The sequence below is a fragment of the Aquimarina spinulae genome, assembly GCF_943373825.1.
GTDB lineage: Bacteria > Bacteroidota > Bacteroidia > Flavobacteriales > Flavobacteriaceae > Aquimarina > Aquimarina spinulae.
The window spans coordinates 2,086,874-2,101,587 of sequence record NZ_CALSBP010000002.1 but is presented as its reverse complement, the minus strand read 5'-3'; the positions used below and the strand labels follow the sequence as shown (position 1 = coordinate 2,101,587).

17 protein-coding genes are annotated in these 14,714 nt (G+C 32.3%); 8 read left to right on the top strand and 9 right to left on the bottom strand.

Annotated elements, in window-relative coordinates; translation table 11 throughout:
• Nucleotides 1-136: 136 nt before the first annotated feature.
• Both NNH57_RS14875 and NNH57_RS14870 read left to right on the top strand, forming a co-directional pair.
• Complete coding sequence (locus tag NNH57_RS14875; RefSeq protein WP_025664387.1) at nt 137-1,354, top strand: hypothetical protein; 1,218 nt, start codon at nt 137-139, stop codon at nt 1,352-1,354.
• 367 nt (nt 1,355-1,721) lie between these two features.
• Entirely contained in the window at nt 1,722-2,894 is a 1,173-nt protein-coding gene (locus NNH57_RS14870; protein ID WP_132066113.1) for a hypothetical protein, read from the top strand.
• Nucleotides 2,895-2,959: 65 nt separating this feature from the next.
• Here NNH57_RS14870 and NNH57_RS14865 read toward each other — a convergent pair whose 3' ends face one another.
• A complete protein-coding gene (locus tag NNH57_RS14865; RefSeq protein ID WP_074407057.1) occupies nt 2,960-4,366 on the bottom strand; it encodes an MATE family efflux transporter in 1,407 nt (468 codons plus the stop codon).
• Nucleotides 4,367-4,817: 451 nt separating this feature from the next.
• On the opposite strand from NNH57_RS14865, the gene NNH57_RS14860 reads away from it, so the two are divergent.
• From NNH57_RS14860 to NNH57_RS14840, 5 genes are all read left to right on the top strand, one after another.
• Nucleotides 4,818-5,165 carry a T9SS type A sorting domain-containing protein gene (locus NNH57_RS14860; protein ID WP_074407058.1) on the top strand — a complete coding sequence of 116 codons (348 nt, stop codon included), beginning with the start codon at nt 4,818-4,820 and terminating at the stop codon, nt 5,163-5,165.
• 117 nt (nt 5,166-5,282) lie between these two features.
• Nucleotides 5,283-6,263 carry a LuxE/PaaK family acyltransferase gene (locus NNH57_RS14855; protein ID WP_108809167.1) on the top strand — a complete coding sequence of 327 codons (981 nt, stop codon included), beginning with the start codon at nt 5,283-5,285 and terminating at the stop codon, nt 6,261-6,263.
• A gap of 2 nt (nt 6,264-6,265) precedes the next feature.
• Nucleotides 6,266-7,285 carry a hypothetical protein gene (locus tag NNH57_RS14850; protein ID WP_074407060.1) on the top strand — a complete coding sequence of 340 codons (1,020 nt, stop codon included), beginning with the start codon at nt 6,266-6,268 and terminating at the stop codon, nt 7,283-7,285.
• Between the two features lie 5 nt (nt 7,286-7,290).
• Nucleotides 7,291-7,809, top strand: coding sequence for a DUF350 domain-containing protein (locus NNH57_RS14845; RefSeq protein WP_074407061.1), 519 nt, complete (start codon nt 7,291-7,293; stop codon nt 7,807-7,809).
• Nucleotides 7,810-7,896: 87 nt separating this feature from the next.
• The gene (locus tag NNH57_RS14840; protein ID WP_108809166.1) at nt 7,897-8,346 is read left to right on the top strand and encodes a YHS domain-containing (seleno)protein; all 450 of its coding nucleotides are present in this window, start codon (nt 7,897-7,899) and stop codon (nt 8,344-8,346) included.
• A 192-nt stretch (nt 8,347-8,538) separates the two neighbouring features.
• Here NNH57_RS14840 and NNH57_RS14835 read toward each other — a convergent pair whose 3' ends face one another.
• Together NNH57_RS14835 and NNH57_RS14830 are read right to left on the bottom strand one after the other, a co-directional pair.
• Nucleotides 8,539-9,204, bottom strand: a complete 666-nt coding sequence (locus NNH57_RS14835) for a peroxiredoxin (RefSeq protein WP_074407063.1) — start codon at nt 9,202-9,204, stop codon at nt 8,539-8,541.
• A gap of 198 nt (nt 9,205-9,402) precedes the next feature.
• The gene (locus NNH57_RS14830) at nt 9,403-9,675 is read right to left on the bottom strand and encodes an acylphosphatase (RefSeq protein ID WP_074407064.1); all 273 of its coding nucleotides are present in this window, start codon (nt 9,673-9,675) and stop codon (nt 9,403-9,405) included.
• Between the two features lie 131 nt (nt 9,676-9,806).
• Between NNH57_RS14830 and NNH57_RS14825 the strand changes: the two genes are divergently transcribed.
• Complete coding sequence (locus tag NNH57_RS14825; RefSeq protein WP_074407065.1) at nt 9,807-10,646, top strand: universal stress protein; 840 nt, start codon at nt 9,807-9,809, stop codon at nt 10,644-10,646.
• Nucleotides 10,647-10,707: 61 nt separating this feature from the next.
• Here the strand turns inward: NNH57_RS14825 and deoD are convergent, their stop codons facing one another.
• The 6 genes from deoD to NNH57_RS14795 form a co-directional block, all read right to left on the bottom strand.
• Nucleotides 10,708-11,406 (bottom strand): purine-nucleoside phosphorylase, encoded by a 699-nt coding sequence (gene deoD, locus NNH57_RS14820; protein WP_108809165.1) that lies wholly within the window; start codon nt 11,404-11,406, stop codon nt 10,708-10,710.
• A gap of 6 nt (nt 11,407-11,412) precedes the next feature.
• The gene (gene deoC / locus NNH57_RS14815) at nt 11,413-12,057 is read right to left on the bottom strand and encodes a deoxyribose-phosphate aldolase (protein ID WP_108809164.1); all 645 of its coding nucleotides are present in this window, start codon (nt 12,055-12,057) and stop codon (nt 11,413-11,415) included.
• 2 nt (nt 12,058-12,059) lie between these two features.
• Nucleotides 12,060-12,359, bottom strand: a complete 300-nt coding sequence (gene trxA, locus NNH57_RS14810) for a thioredoxin (RefSeq protein WP_108809163.1) — start codon at nt 12,357-12,359, stop codon at nt 12,060-12,062.
• A 60-nt stretch (nt 12,360-12,419) separates the two neighbouring features.
• Nucleotides 12,420-13,307 (bottom strand): RsiV family protein, encoded by an 888-nt coding sequence (locus tag NNH57_RS14805; RefSeq protein ID WP_108809162.1) that lies wholly within the window; start codon nt 13,305-13,307, stop codon nt 12,420-12,422.
• Nucleotides 13,308-13,509: 202 nt separating this feature from the next.
• Complete coding sequence (locus NNH57_RS14800; RefSeq protein WP_074407070.1) at nt 13,510-13,803, bottom strand: chaperone modulator CbpM; 294 nt, start codon at nt 13,801-13,803, stop codon at nt 13,510-13,512.
• A gap of 10 nt (nt 13,804-13,813) precedes the next feature.
• The gene (locus tag NNH57_RS14795) at nt 13,814-14,698 is read right to left on the bottom strand and encodes a DnaJ C-terminal domain-containing protein (protein ID WP_108809161.1); all 885 of its coding nucleotides are present in this window, start codon (nt 14,696-14,698) and stop codon (nt 13,814-13,816) included.
• Between the last annotated feature and the right edge of the window lie 16 nt (nt 14,699-14,714).

The window sequence follows — 14,714 nt, the reverse complement described above, 5'->3', positions numbered from 1 at the left end:
CATATAAAAAGCATTTTACCTTAAGATAAAATTAAAGTAAAATATATAACACATACATAATGAATCCTTTACTCTGAATTTAGATTCTATAGGGTTCTTTGTCAAGAATGAAATAATAACTCAAAAAACAAACAAAATGAAAAAATTAAGGTTTTTACCAATATTAGTAATAGCAGCAACAATATTTTCTTGTTCTAGCGATGATGATTCTCCTGCACCAACTCCTTCTGAACCCACAAAAGATGGTACGATAGCTTCTCAGGATGATCCAGATTTAGATGAAGCAGACTTAAAAGGTAATATTACAGGTGATATTACTCTGGCAGCAAGTAAATCTTGGGTTCTTTCGGGTCCATTAACCGTAAAATCAGGGCAGACTTTAACTATAGAAGCAGGAACAACTGTAAAAGCAAAAGCCGGAGGTACTGATGTATACTTAGCTGTTGAGCAAGGAGCAAAAATTGAAGCCAAAGGTACTGCGGCTGCTCCTATAAAATTTACTTCAGATGCAGCTAATCCAAGACCGGGTGACTGGGGAGGAATAGTAATTGCAGGAAAAACTCCAACTAACAAAGGAGCAACTGCAGAATCTGAAGTTGCAGGACTTAATTACGGAGGTACTGATAACGCAGATAACTCTGGTACTCTTACTTATGTAATTGCAGAATATACAGGAGCCAAAATTAATGGAGATCAGGAGTTTAATGGAATTTCTTTATATACTGTAGGTACCGGAACAACAATCAATAACATTGCTATTTTCAATGGTGCAGATGATGGTATTGAGTTCTTTGGCGGAACTGTAAGTGTAGAAAATGTTCTTTGTGTGAATATCAAAGATGATATGTTTGATGGTACAGAAGGATACACTGGTACTTTAACTAATCTATTTGGAGTTAGAGAAAACGGATTTAATGATGCTACCGAAGATCCAAGAGGTATAGAATTTGATAGTAATGGTTCTAACAATGCTGCAACTCCGGTTTCTAAACCTACTTTCGAAAAAGTTACTGTGTTAAACCTTTCTGAAATAACTCCATTAAAAGCTGGAGCAGAAATAAGAAGAGGTACAGAAGCTACTATTAATAATGCTTTCTTTGGAACAGTGGGTAAAGCTTCTTTTGGAAACAGAGTAGATACAGATGATAAGAAAGGAAATGGTTCAGTTACTTTTACAAATGCTATACAACAAGGTGATGTAGGTGACGATAAAGTTGGAGGTACGATTACGGGTACTTTTACTACAGATAACGATGCTATTACTGTAGCTGCCGATGGTACTGTAACAGTAAAAGCTGGAGTTGGTGCAGATTTCTCAAAATTTGCCTGGACCAACTATACTGTAAAAGAATAATAATTACAATAGATTAGCCACATTATAGAAACACCCTCAAAACATGAGGGTGTTTTTTTATTATTATCATTAAGGAAGAATACTACACTTTCACTTCTTTCCATTTCCCTTTTTTAAACCAGATAATTCCAATCACCGCGATTAAAACTTCGGCAAAGGTAATGGCAAGAAATACTCCCATTGCCCCCCAATTCAACACTAAGGCAGTAATATTACCTGTGAGTTAATATTTTATCACTAATTATCATGAAAATATTAATGGTTTTAAGGTTTCGTTATTTAACTCTGGCCTACGGCGAAACCATAATACAACTACATGCTTTATTGCCTAAATTTCGTTGAACATAAATCTTAAACCTAAGTAACAATGAAAACTAAATATTACATTTTACAGTTATTATTATCATTAATGACGTTTAGTGCTTTTTCTAATGCGGAAATAGCGACAAGAAAAGAAATGGATTACCGTTTATACTCTCATATCGATGGAAAAAAGATTACTTCAAGTATCATCAATCAAACTTGTAATCAAAATTTGAGCACTAGAATTTCTAATGAGCATATAGTTAATATAACCATAGATCAGCCATTAGTAGTTGGTAAATTTTACTATATGGATTTTGGTCTAGGTTTTAATTATTATTACTTGAAACGTGTACGTCAATGGCCAAATGATGGAGATGATTATTATTCTTTATATAAACCAGAAGATGTAGCAAAGATAAAAACAATAGAACGTTGCCCTATTGGACCTCCGACTAATTCTCAATTTGACCTAAAAAAATTATCCATTATATCAAGTGGTAATTCGCTTAATAAACATGACAGAATTTATTTTGATTTTGATTTAAGGGGTAACTTCACGGAAAGAATTTATTATAGATTATATGAAAACTCAGAATCTCCACAAAATTTGGTAACATCAGGAAGAATTAACTCTGAAGATGATATAGTTAATTATCCTAGTTGGGTAACTATAAATTTTTGGAGTTCAGTACATAAACAAAGTGGCGTGAATTTAAATAATCATTTGTTTCTTATTTTAGAATATAGAGGGATTAAAAGAGTAGCCTCAAACAGATATAGAATATATAGAACAAATCTTCTTGGTGATGATAGATCAGAAGCTACAGCTTCAATTTGTAATGGTATATCAAACCCAAGTACTTTAAGCAATAGAAGTAGACATCCTTTAGAAATTGGCACTATGCAATATACAGTAACAAGTATATCTGGTCAGAGTTTTAGAAGATATGACCAAATAATTTCAGAAGTAACTTCCCATAAAACAATTGAGGAATTAACTAGAGGATCAAAGCCTGCAGCAAAAATTTCTTATTCATGTCCAAATAGAACAAATTTAGCAGTAGAAAACTCTCAACGTTTACCTTACTTGATTCAAATTTATAAATTTGATGGAACTTTTTACTCTAGACATAATATAAAGAATGAATTTGAAGAAAAAGAAATTACAAATCGATTACCAAAAGGTTTTTATATCATTAAAAATGGTACAGAAACCTATAAGGTAGTCAAATAACTTCCAGATTTACTAACAGATAAAGCCCCGTAAAATTTGTTTTACGGGGCTTATTCTATAATTAACTATACTTTTACTTCTTTCCATTTTCCTTTTTTAAACCAGATAATTCCAATCACCGCGATTAAAACTTCGGCAAAGGTAATGGCAAGAAATACTCCCATTGCGCCCCAATCCAGAACCAAGGCTGCCAGGTATGCAAAAGGTAACTGAAATACCCAGAAGCAAAAGAAATTAATGACAGTAGGAGTCTTGGTATCACCTGCTCCGTTAAAAGATTGTATGATCACCATTCCATACGCATAGAATACATATCCTGCAGCAATTACACGTAAACTTAAGGCTCCATATTCAATGATTAATGCTTCATCACTAAAGATCCTTATAATTGCTTCTGCGAATAATAGGTAAAATATAGATACAATAGCCATGAAATATGCATTGTATTTTCCTGTTTTCCAAACCGATTGCTCAGCACGTTCTGGCTTTGCAGCACCTAGATTTTGACCTACTAACGTAGCCGCAGCATTACTCATTCCCCAAGAAGGCATAAGTGTAAACATTAATACTCTAATAGCTATTGTATAGCCTGCCAATACTTCACTACCAAATTCAGCCATAATTCGCATCAAGAATACCCAGCTAGATGTTCCAATAATAAATTGTCCAATCCCTCCCAAAGAGACCTTAACAAGATTAAGCATAATTTCGGCTCTAAAAACAATATCTTTAAAAGCAACCTTGATCTTACTCCAGCCATAAAAAAGAATTAATAGCTGAAATATCACAGCACTACCTCTACCTATAGTTGTAGCAATCGCCGCTCCCTGAACACCAAAAGCAGGAACAGGACCAAATCCGAAAATAAAAATCGGATCCAGAATGATATTTAATAAATTAGAAAAGATTAATACTCGCATTGCTACAGAAGCATCACCTGCACCTCTAAATACTGCATTGATTAAAAACAGCAACATTATGGTCACGTTTCCGCCTAATAATACTTGAGTATAGCCATATCCGTCTGCAATAAGATCTGGTTCGGCTCCCATGAGTCCAAGTATTTCTTTCGGAAAAACGATACCTATAGCACTAATTATTATAGCAATTACGATTCCTAAAAGTATAGATTGTATTGCTGTCTGTGAGGCACCACTAATATCTTTTTCACCCACTCTACGGGCAACAATTGCAGTAACTCCCATACTAAGTCCAATAGCAATGGCATATACAAGGGTAAGTACAGATTCTGTTAATCCTACCGTAGCAATAGCATTGGCCCCAAGACTAGAAACATAGTAAGCATCTACAAGAAAAAAGATAGATTCCATCATCATTTCCAGAACCATAGGTACAGAAAGCATGAAAACCGCTCTGCGAATACTACCCGAGGTAAATTCTTGTTCTTTACCAGTTAGTGCAATTTTGAAATATGAAAATATACGGGTAAGTGTAAGTTTTTTTTGAGTCATTATAATAAGAATTACGAATTGAAAATATAAATAAGAAGTGCTAAAGAAGGAATCCTTAGCTTCTAAATCGAGTGGTCTCTATGCGCACAATTATGTACATAATTCTTTTATAACTTCATAATGAAACAAATATCAGGCATTATTTTTGATTTACAAAATTTAAATTTGAATTCATTTTGATTTTTTTGTTAGTAAGAATTTTGAATTCTTAAACCTATGATGATATCTTTTTAAAAAAGTACAGCCATAGTTGCAGTATAAAAAAGATAAAATTAAGAGTGAAAAAGATAAATTTGCCGACAAGAATAAAATCAAAATGCTTAATGAGTGAAAACCGTAATTTGTGTACAGAACTACCATTGAATCTGGGGTTTATACACAAGTAAGCTAATAATTTGTAATGTTTTTAATTTTAATGTTGTATATTTATTGCCCCAAAATAAATTTTTGTATGAAAAAAATCTACTTGCTGCTTACATGTATTAGTCTCATCTGCTTTTCCTTTGCTCCAGGAATCCAAGCACAGTCTGATATAGCCGAAACACAAGATTCGAAGAGCATAAAAATCGAAGGATTGCGTTTGTTCCCCAATCCAGCACCTGCTGGAAGTGTATTATACATTACCTCTACTAAAAACCTTACCAAGACAGTTTCAATTTTTACAGTTTTAGGAGAAAAAGTGCTTTTTAAAGTTTTAATTGGTAGAGAATTAGATATTACCCATTTAAATCCTGGGATATATGTGATTAAAGTAACCGAAGGTGAACTTAAAGCTACCAAAAAACTCATTATTAAATAATTTTTGATTTAAAATACTTTCTTTTTAGCCCTCTTGTTTTTTATAATCTAAAAAAACAAGACTAAAAAGGCACTCTTTTTTATACCTTTGTTCTACAAAATTTGTTGAACAAATCTTATGCAGGCTGATACTATTTTTTCTATTCAAAACAACACAGATTTTGAGAGATCGGCCCTACATATTTTTAGACATCAATACAGCAACAATATAACATATCAGAGGTTTTGTAATCTTTTAGGAATAGCAAAAACTTCAGTAAAATGTATTGATGATATTCCATATTTGCCAATCCAATTCTTTAAACAAGAGAAAATTGTAAGCACTAGAGCTTCCATACATAAAATTTTTACCAGTAGCGGTACAACAGGTAATGTGACTAGTAAACACCATGTTAGTGATCTTACAGTGTATGAAAGAAGTTTTAGAAAAGGATTTCAACATTTCTATGGTGATATTACTGATTATATAGTATTAGCATTACTACCTTCTTATTTAGAAAGAGATGGCTCTTCTTTGGTATATATGGCCGAAAAATTAATCAATGATAGTAATCATCCCGAAAGTGGGTTTTATTTGCATGATACTAAAAAATTGGTAGAAACCCTTCGACAACTTATTGCAGAAGATAAAAAAATACTACTTCTGGGAGTTTCGTTTGCTTTATTGGATCTTGTTGAGAATTATGATGTACGATTAAATGAGACATCAATAATTATGGAAACTGGTGGTATGAAAGGTCGCAGAAAAGAAATGATTCGTGAAGAATTACATAAGGTTCTTAAAAATGATTTTGGAGTTTCTCAGATTCATAGCGAATATGGGATGACAGAATTATTATCGCAAGCCTATTCTAAAAAAGATGGACTTTTTTACTGCCCTCCCTGGATGAAAGTTTCGATCAGAAATCCCGAAGATGCTTTAACTCCATTAGGAGTTAATAAAACAGGAGGTATAAATGTTATAGATCTGGCAAATATAAATTCATGTTCTTTTATCGCTACTCAGGATTTAGGTAAAATGTATCCCGATGGGAGTTTCGAAATTATTGGTAGATTTGATCATAGTGATATCAGAGGCTGTAATTTAATGGCACTATAAATATGGCAATTAAAAAGAAATTAGGTTGTTTTTCGTTTCCGGCGATCATATTAATCTCTTTGGTGAGCAGTAGTGTTGTACAAGCTTTTTTCTCTATTTCTTTATTCTGGGCCTTTGCATTAGTGTTATTATTGCTTTCGTGGTTATTAGGGAAATTAGATAGTAATCAAAAAAGATTTCAATGGCGTTATATAGTGTACAGTACTTTTGTTTTGGGATCTATACTAGGATTACGACATATGTTGGATACTATTCCGATATCTATAGAAAGCCAAAAATCTGATATTTCAGAATATATTTATCGAGAGAAAGCTCTGGAAGAAGGAGATTCTATAGTACTATTACGGCAGAATCGACAATGGACAGATAATTATGGTAACACTTTTAAAGGAAAGTTTTCGGTTCGGGAAAAGGATTATTTTTCTTCTAGAAAAGAATATTTTAATACCGTACAAAAACATAAACAGGAATCCTGGGGTAAGTTGTATCAATATCTTGCAACTTCTGATACGCCAAGACTAGATTTAATTCTTAAAGAACTTACGGCTATTAAAAACTCGAACAAACTAAATCAATTTGAGTTTGCAGAAATGGTAGTGACGTTTATACAAGATATCCCGTATTCTTTTGTTTTTGAAAATGATTGTGAGTCTCCAGAAAAATATGAAGAATCTATTCGGGTGATATTAGAAGAATGTTCTGATTGTTGTATTGGTAATATTCCGTTCGGAATCCAAAATCCTGTAGGTTTTATGGGAAATCTAAAAGGAGATTGTGATACCAGAACTGTAATTATTTATGCTATTCTTAGTCATTTTGGATATGATGTAGCTATTCTTAATAGCGATTATTATAAGCACTCTGTTCTTGGGTTACACATTCCGGCAAAAGGAATATATAAAGTGCAGAATGGAAAACGATATTATTTATGGGAGACCACAAATAAACATTTTACCATTGGCACATTACCCAAAAATTTTGGTAACGTAAATCATTGGTATATTGTACTAACTAACACCTAAAACTCATGCAAACGAAACTATTAACCCTTGCTTTTATAGAAATTGTACTTGCTATTGTCGTTTCTGTACTCATACTGTTTATTTCTTTTAAAATCTTGCAAAGAGTATTTTTTAAGAATATCTCCTTTAGAGAAGATAATATGGCTTTTTCTGTTTTTGCAGCAGGAATTATTTTATCGATAGGTATGATTCTCGGGGAGATTATCCCATCGATAACAAATATGATTCGACTATCGATGTCTGCAGAAAATGAAATTGCGTTTGGAGAAATTATTCAATATTCTGGCTTATATCTATGTATCGGATTTATATTTGCTTTGCTTATTAATACTTCGGTTTTTTTACTTTTTTCTGCTCTTACCAAAGGTGTAAATGAATTTAAAGATATTCAACAAAATAATGTGGCTTCTGCTGTGGTAGTTACTGCTACATTGTTATCGATTACCTTAATAGCAAAAGATAGCATTAGTCTATTGATTAGTGCTCTAATACCGTATCCAGAAACTACTAATTTTCTACTATAATAGCTTAAACATCCTATAATTATGTTAAAAGTGTAATGATTAGGTTTTTTTACGACTTAATGGATAAGAGCGTAATAAAACTAATACATGAAACCATACATAGCTATACTATTCTTTGCCTTTGTAGCAACAGTAAGTGCTCAGCAAGTAGATTATAATACTAATAAAGATTTTGTAGCAGAAGGATATGATGTTACAGAATACTTTAGCAATAAGGCAGTTAAGGGAGATAGTAAGTTTATAGCAACTCATGATAAAGTAAACTACAAATTTGCAAGTCAGGAAAATTTGGAGAAATTTAAAAACAATCCCGATAAATATGTTCCACAGTATGGTGGGTATTGTGCCTATGCTGTAGCAGTGAATAGTGAAAAAGTGGATATTAATCCTAAAACCTTTGAAGTAAGAGATGGTAAGTTATACTTATTTTATAATTCGTGGGGGATTAATACACTGGATAAATGGATAAATGAAGATGCTCCAAAGTTGCAAAAGAAAGCTGATACGAATTGGCAAAAAATAAAAATAAAAAAGTAATGCAGTTTTATTGAGCTGCATATAATGCTAAGTTTTTTCAATAATTGATTGGTTAGTTGACAAAGCCTGCTAGAAATGGGTTCTAGTAGGCTTTGTTGTTTTTTAAATAGTTATGACCTCTGTTTATTAGTAATCAAAAACCTCCCAAGCATATAAAATGTAGGAGGTTTGGTTATGTTCTTAGCTACGTATTTAGTTGAGATTTAATTCTTTTCTGGCAAGGTAAAAATCTACTTTTTCACAAGATGTATCCTGTATTCTCTCTTCCATTTGCTTCAACGTCTTTGGAGGAGGAACGATTACTTTATCTCCTTTTTTCCAATTCAGTGGTAAAGCTACTTTATGCTCATCAGACACTTGTAGACCTTGCAATACTCTAAGGATCTCATCCATATTACGCCCTACATTAAGAGGATAATACATAATAAGTCTGATTTTTTGGTATGGGTCTATAAAAAATACGGCTCGTACAGCTGCTGTTGCACTTTCATTAGGTTGTAACATGCCATATAGTTTGGCGACTTTCATATCCAGATCTGCGATTATTGGAAAATCAAGGTATACTCCGGTTTTTTCTTTTACATTATTTACCCAAGCCAGATGAGAATGAATACTATCAATACTTAGACCAATAAGTTTAGTGTTTAGAGCTTCAAATTCTTGTTTTCTTTCTGCAAAACCACTCAATTCTGTCGTACATACTGGTGTAAAATCTGCTGGATGCGAAAACAAGATCGCCCATTTTCCATCTGCAAACTCAGAAAATTTTAAATTACCGTGTGTGGTTAATGCTTCAAAATCTGGTGCATCATCGCCTATTCTAGGTATGCTATTTGTCTCTATTTCTGTTGATTCCATAATTTTAATATTTTTAATTTAAGTAAGAGAAAGACTTATGATATGATTCTCACAAAAGGAAGACTATTAAACATATACATAAGCACATTTTTTTAAGTTTATAGCTTAAAAATACCACCCATTAAAAGGGTTAAAAATGAGAAATGTCATACTTAACAAGATCTTAAATTAATTTATGATTTAATTAATAAAGATTATCTAACGCAAAATATCGAAGCTTTTAAAAAGTTGCAAGTCACCTTCTTCAAAAGATAGATCATCTACTTTTGCAAATTCTGGGCCTATAGCACACCATTCTAATAAGAGGTTAAGTTGGTTTTTATTTCCTTCGGCTTCTATGTAAACATTTCCGTTAGGTAGGTTTCTTACGTTTCCTGTAATTTGGAGTATTCTGGCTTTTTCCTGGGTGCTTTTTCGATACCAAACTCCCTGGACTTTTCCTTTTACTGTGATGTTATAATGTTTTTGCATTGTCTGTAGTAGTATTTAAAGATACTATAAAAATTATTTTTAAGACATGTTATGTATTGTATTGATATGATAATTATCATTTTAATTGGCAATAACATCTTCTAATTTTGATAGTATAAAAACAGATAATCATGAAAAAAATTCTTGTACCCGTAGACTTTTCAGAATATTCAGAATACGCATTACAGGTTGCGGCATTATTAGCGAAACAACAAAATGCTGAAATCATAGTATTGCATATGCTGGGATTGTCTGAAGCCGTATTAATTAAAAATGAAACTCAGGAGGCAAATGAAGCGATGTATTATATGAAACTCGCCGAAAAAAGGTTTAGTACCTTTCTAGATAAAGAATACCTAAAAGGTATTAAAATTACAGAGACGGTACAAAACTATAAGATTTTTAGTGAAATTAATGAAGTTGCTCATGAAAATGAAGCAGATCTTATCGTTATGGGATCCCATGGTATTAGTGGTTTGCGAGAAGAAGTGTTTATAGGATCAAACACAGAAAAAGTAGTGCGTACATCAGATATTCCTGTGTTGGTTATAAAGAACCCTGTAGATAACTTTGCTTTAAAAGAAGTTGTATTTGCCTGTGATTTTAAAATAGAAAATATTAAAGCATATCACAATGCGATGAAGTTATTTAATGCTCTGGATGCTAATATACATTTGCTATATGTTAATCTACCAGGAGAACAATTTAGAAGTTCGGATCAAATAGAAGAAAGAGTAAAAGAATTTCTTTTTAAAGCAGATTCTGGTAATCTGGATATGTATGATAAGGTAATCTACTTTAATGACTACAGTGTAGAAAGCGGAGTTTTTAATTATTGTAAAAAGATCAATGCAGATATCATTGCGATTCCGACCCATGGCCGTCGTGGTTTGGCACATTTCTTTAATGGAAGTATAGGTGAGGATATTGCAAACCATGCAAATAAGCCTGTGATTACATTTAAAATCTAAAACAATAACCCTCACAGGTTTTTAAGCCTGTGAGGTAACTATTGCTTTATTATAAAGTATTTTAAAGAGTTCCCAGAGCAATTTCAACCATTTTATTAAAAGTAGTTGCTCTTTCTTCTGAAGAAGTTTTTTCTCCTGTGACTAATGAATCAGATATCGTTAAAATGGCTAAAGCTTTAACATTATGTTTTGCCGCAATAGTATACAATCCAGCTGTTTCCATTTCGACACAAAGCACTCCAAATTCTGCCCAACGCTTATATGAATTAGGATCATCTTCGTAGAATTCATCAGAAGATAATACATTTCCGGCTTTAATAGGAATGTTATTATCTTTTGCATATCGTATTGCTTTCATAAATAATTCAAAATCTACAGTAGGAGAGTAGTCCGAATTTATAAATCTGGCAGTATTGATATTCGAAGTAGAAGAAGCGGCCATTGCAATAACAATATCTTTAAGCTTAATATCTTTTTGATATGAACCTGCCGAGCCTACGCGAATTAAATTCTTAACCCCATAGTCATTAATAAGTTCATGACTGTAGATTAGAGCAGAAGGAATCCCCATTCCGGTTCCTTGTACAGAGACAGATTTACCTTTGTAACTTCCGGTATACCCTAGCATTCCTCTAACTTCATTATAACAGATCGGATTATCGAGAAAGGTTTGTGCAATCCATTTTGCACGCATAGGATCTCCTGGTAATAAGACGGTTTCTGCTATGTCTCCCGGTTGTGCTGCAATATGTAAACTCATCTTGTTTTATTTTGAAGTTACTATAGTGATCCCAGATGAGGTGCCTATTCTGGATACACCTAAATCAATATATTGTTTTGCTGTTTCTGCATCCCTGATTCCTCCAGAAGCTTTTATTTGCATTGCATTTTTCACTTCATTTTTCATAAGTTGTACATCCTCTATAGTAGCACCACCAGTGCCAAAACCTGTTGATGTTTTTATAAAATCTGCTCCAGCATTAAGGGATAATTGGCAGGCGATTTTCTTTTCTTCGTCTGTGAGATAGCAGTTTTCAAAAATTACCTTTAAAACATGCTTTCCAATCGCTTTTTTTATTGCTTTTATTTCTTCTTCTACAATTTTATAATATCCAGATTTTAATAGTCCGATATTGAGTACCATATCAATTTCATTCGACCCTTCATCAATACATTGTTGGGCTTCGTATACTTTTGCTTTGGTGATGGTAGCTCCCAAAGGAAAACCTATCACGGCAGCTATATTAACATCTGTGTGCATTAATTCACTCTCTGCCAAACCAACATAATAACTGTTCACACAAACTGCATAAAAATGATGTTCTTTTGCTTCTGCACAAAGTTTTTTAATATCATCAACTGTAGCATTCGCTTTTAATAATGTGTGATCTATATATGTATTGAGTGCCATGGTTATTGATGTGAATTTATTACGCCAATCAAATCATTTTTTTGCAATACTCCAGATTGTCTCCAAAGTTGTTTACCATCTTTAAACAAAATCATTGTAGGAACACCTCGAACCTGATATTTTGATGCCAAAGGTTGATTTTTATCAACATCTATCTTTACAATCTTGATCGTATCTCCTAGCTCATCTTTAACCTCTTTAAGAATAGGAGCAAGCATTTTACAGGGGCCGCACCAATCTGCAAAAAAATCTACTAACACAGGTGTTTTTGATTCTATGATATTGTTAAAACTACTTTTCATCTATCCTCTTTTAATTGCTAAGTTATAATAATGAGTCGAGAAATTTTTTAATTAAAGAAATTAACTTACTATCGGGCGGTCATTATATTTTTTGATAAGATGCATTATGTCTTTAATGGGGATTTCTATAGAATATGTTCCCGTATAGGAAGGGCAAATAACACAATCATCAAAATAAAATTCTACGGTATCATCATTTACCACAAAATTGTTTTTATAAGCTTTAAAATCCCCTTTTGAAAGCTCCCAACAGTCATAATACAATTCTCCAGAACTAATACCGTCCTTTATAATTGTATTTATAGTAGTAAACACTTCTTCTTCTGAGCCAGTTTCAAAGAAATCATCAAAATAAATGAAATTATGTTTCTTAAGATCAAAGTTTACACAATCAAAGAGATATGTAGAATATAACATTCCAGAATAATAATTCTCTTTGTAAAGGACAACACTAATACGATCACTTTTTACACTATAGATTTTATAATCAATAATTCTTTTATCTCTAAACCTATTAATTTTTAAGGTATCACAAAGTAACTCTTTGTCTTCAAGAATTTGATTTTCGGTTTTTTCAATATTCAGATAGTTTTCTGAAATAAAATCATTAAATACCGAGTATAAAGGATCAATTTTCTCATTTAGGTACGGGTATTGGTAATCTAAAACATAAAGATCTTCTTCTTTTAAGAAGCTTTTAGAAACTACTAATTCCTGTAATTGAGTTTTATCATCTTTGGCAGTGATTAATCGTTCTCTTTTTATGGCTTTTGTTTTTTCCTGATCTAACTCCAGGCTTTCTTCAGAAAAAACAGATACAGTATCTTCTGCTTTTTGTTCTGTATGTTGTTGCTCAGTTTCTTTTTGCTCTGATGATTTTTGAATAGGCGTTTGTTTTTTACAAGCGATGAAACTTAAAAAAACAATACAAGTGATAAGAGTTTTCATACGAAAGTTTTTAATTCATATAAAAGTAAGATAGCGAACCATCAAAAAATATGATATTGATCAGCTTGGTCGACGAATAAAAAGGCGAGTCTCGAATGAAACCCACCTTTTGTTATGTAGTGTGTAATTAAAAAACCTGTAATTAAACTACTTTTTAAAAAAGTTGATCTATACAGATTAAGTTTTTGAATCGCTATGAAAGCTAATTTTCGTATAGTCCTAATTTATTTTTAAGTATATTCATTTCGTTTTGAATTTGATGAACTCGTTCTAGCAAACGCATGATGACTTCAACACCTTCGAGATTAATTTCTAATTCTTTATTGAAAAGTATAATTTGTTCGAGCCTGGGTAATTCATCAGAGTTTAAAAATGCAGTTTGCCGAATCGTAATAATTTCAATTAATCCAAACTCATGTAATGAGTTTATGAAAGAGAATTCTATCTCGTGGCGTGTGCAGAATTCTAATACTGGTATAAGATGTCCTTTAGTCATTATAATACATTTAAAGCTTGGATAATGTTCTAAATAATTCTTTTTGTTGTTCTGACAGGTTTTTTGGGATCTTGATAGCATATGTAATAAAGAGATCTCCAAATTGTCCTTCTTTTTTATATATAGGAAATCCTTTTCCTTTTAGTTTTATTTTGGTGTCATTCTGAGTTTCAGGTTTTACATTTAGTTTTACTTTTCCGTCAAGAGTTTCAATCATAATTTCACCGCCTAAGACTGCTGTGTATAGATCAATATCAACATGTAAATAAAGATCACTTTTGTTGCGTTTAAAAGGAGTTTTGTTTTCGATAACAAAAGTGATATACAGGTCGCCATTAGGTCCACCTTGGATTCCTGAGCCTCCATGGTTTTTGATTTTTATAATTTGTCCGTTTTCAACTCCTGCAGGAATTGTGATTCGAATATTTTTTTTGTTAACAGTTAGCGTTCTTTTATGTGTTTTATAGACATCGGTTAAATTAAGATGTAGCTCTGCATTGTAGTCTTCACCTCTATATCGGGTTCTGCCATATGTTGCACTTCTTCTTGAGCCTCCAAACATAGATTCAAAAAAGTCAGAGAAATCACTTTCTGAATGATTTCTGTAATGTTGTTGCCCGGTACTTTTGTATTGATGCTGTGATTGTTTGGCTTTTTCAAACTCTTCAGCATGTTTCCAATCTTTACCGTATTGATCGTATTTTTTTCGGTTTTCGGAATTACTTAATACTTCATTGGCTTCATTAATCTCTTTAAACTTTTTTTCAGCTTCTTCATCATTAGGATTTAAATCAGGATGATATTTTCTGGCCAATTTTCTATACGCTTTTTTGATGTCACTATCTGAAGCATTTTTTGAAACCCCTAATATTTTATAGTAATCAATAAACTCCATATGCTAATCAAAAATT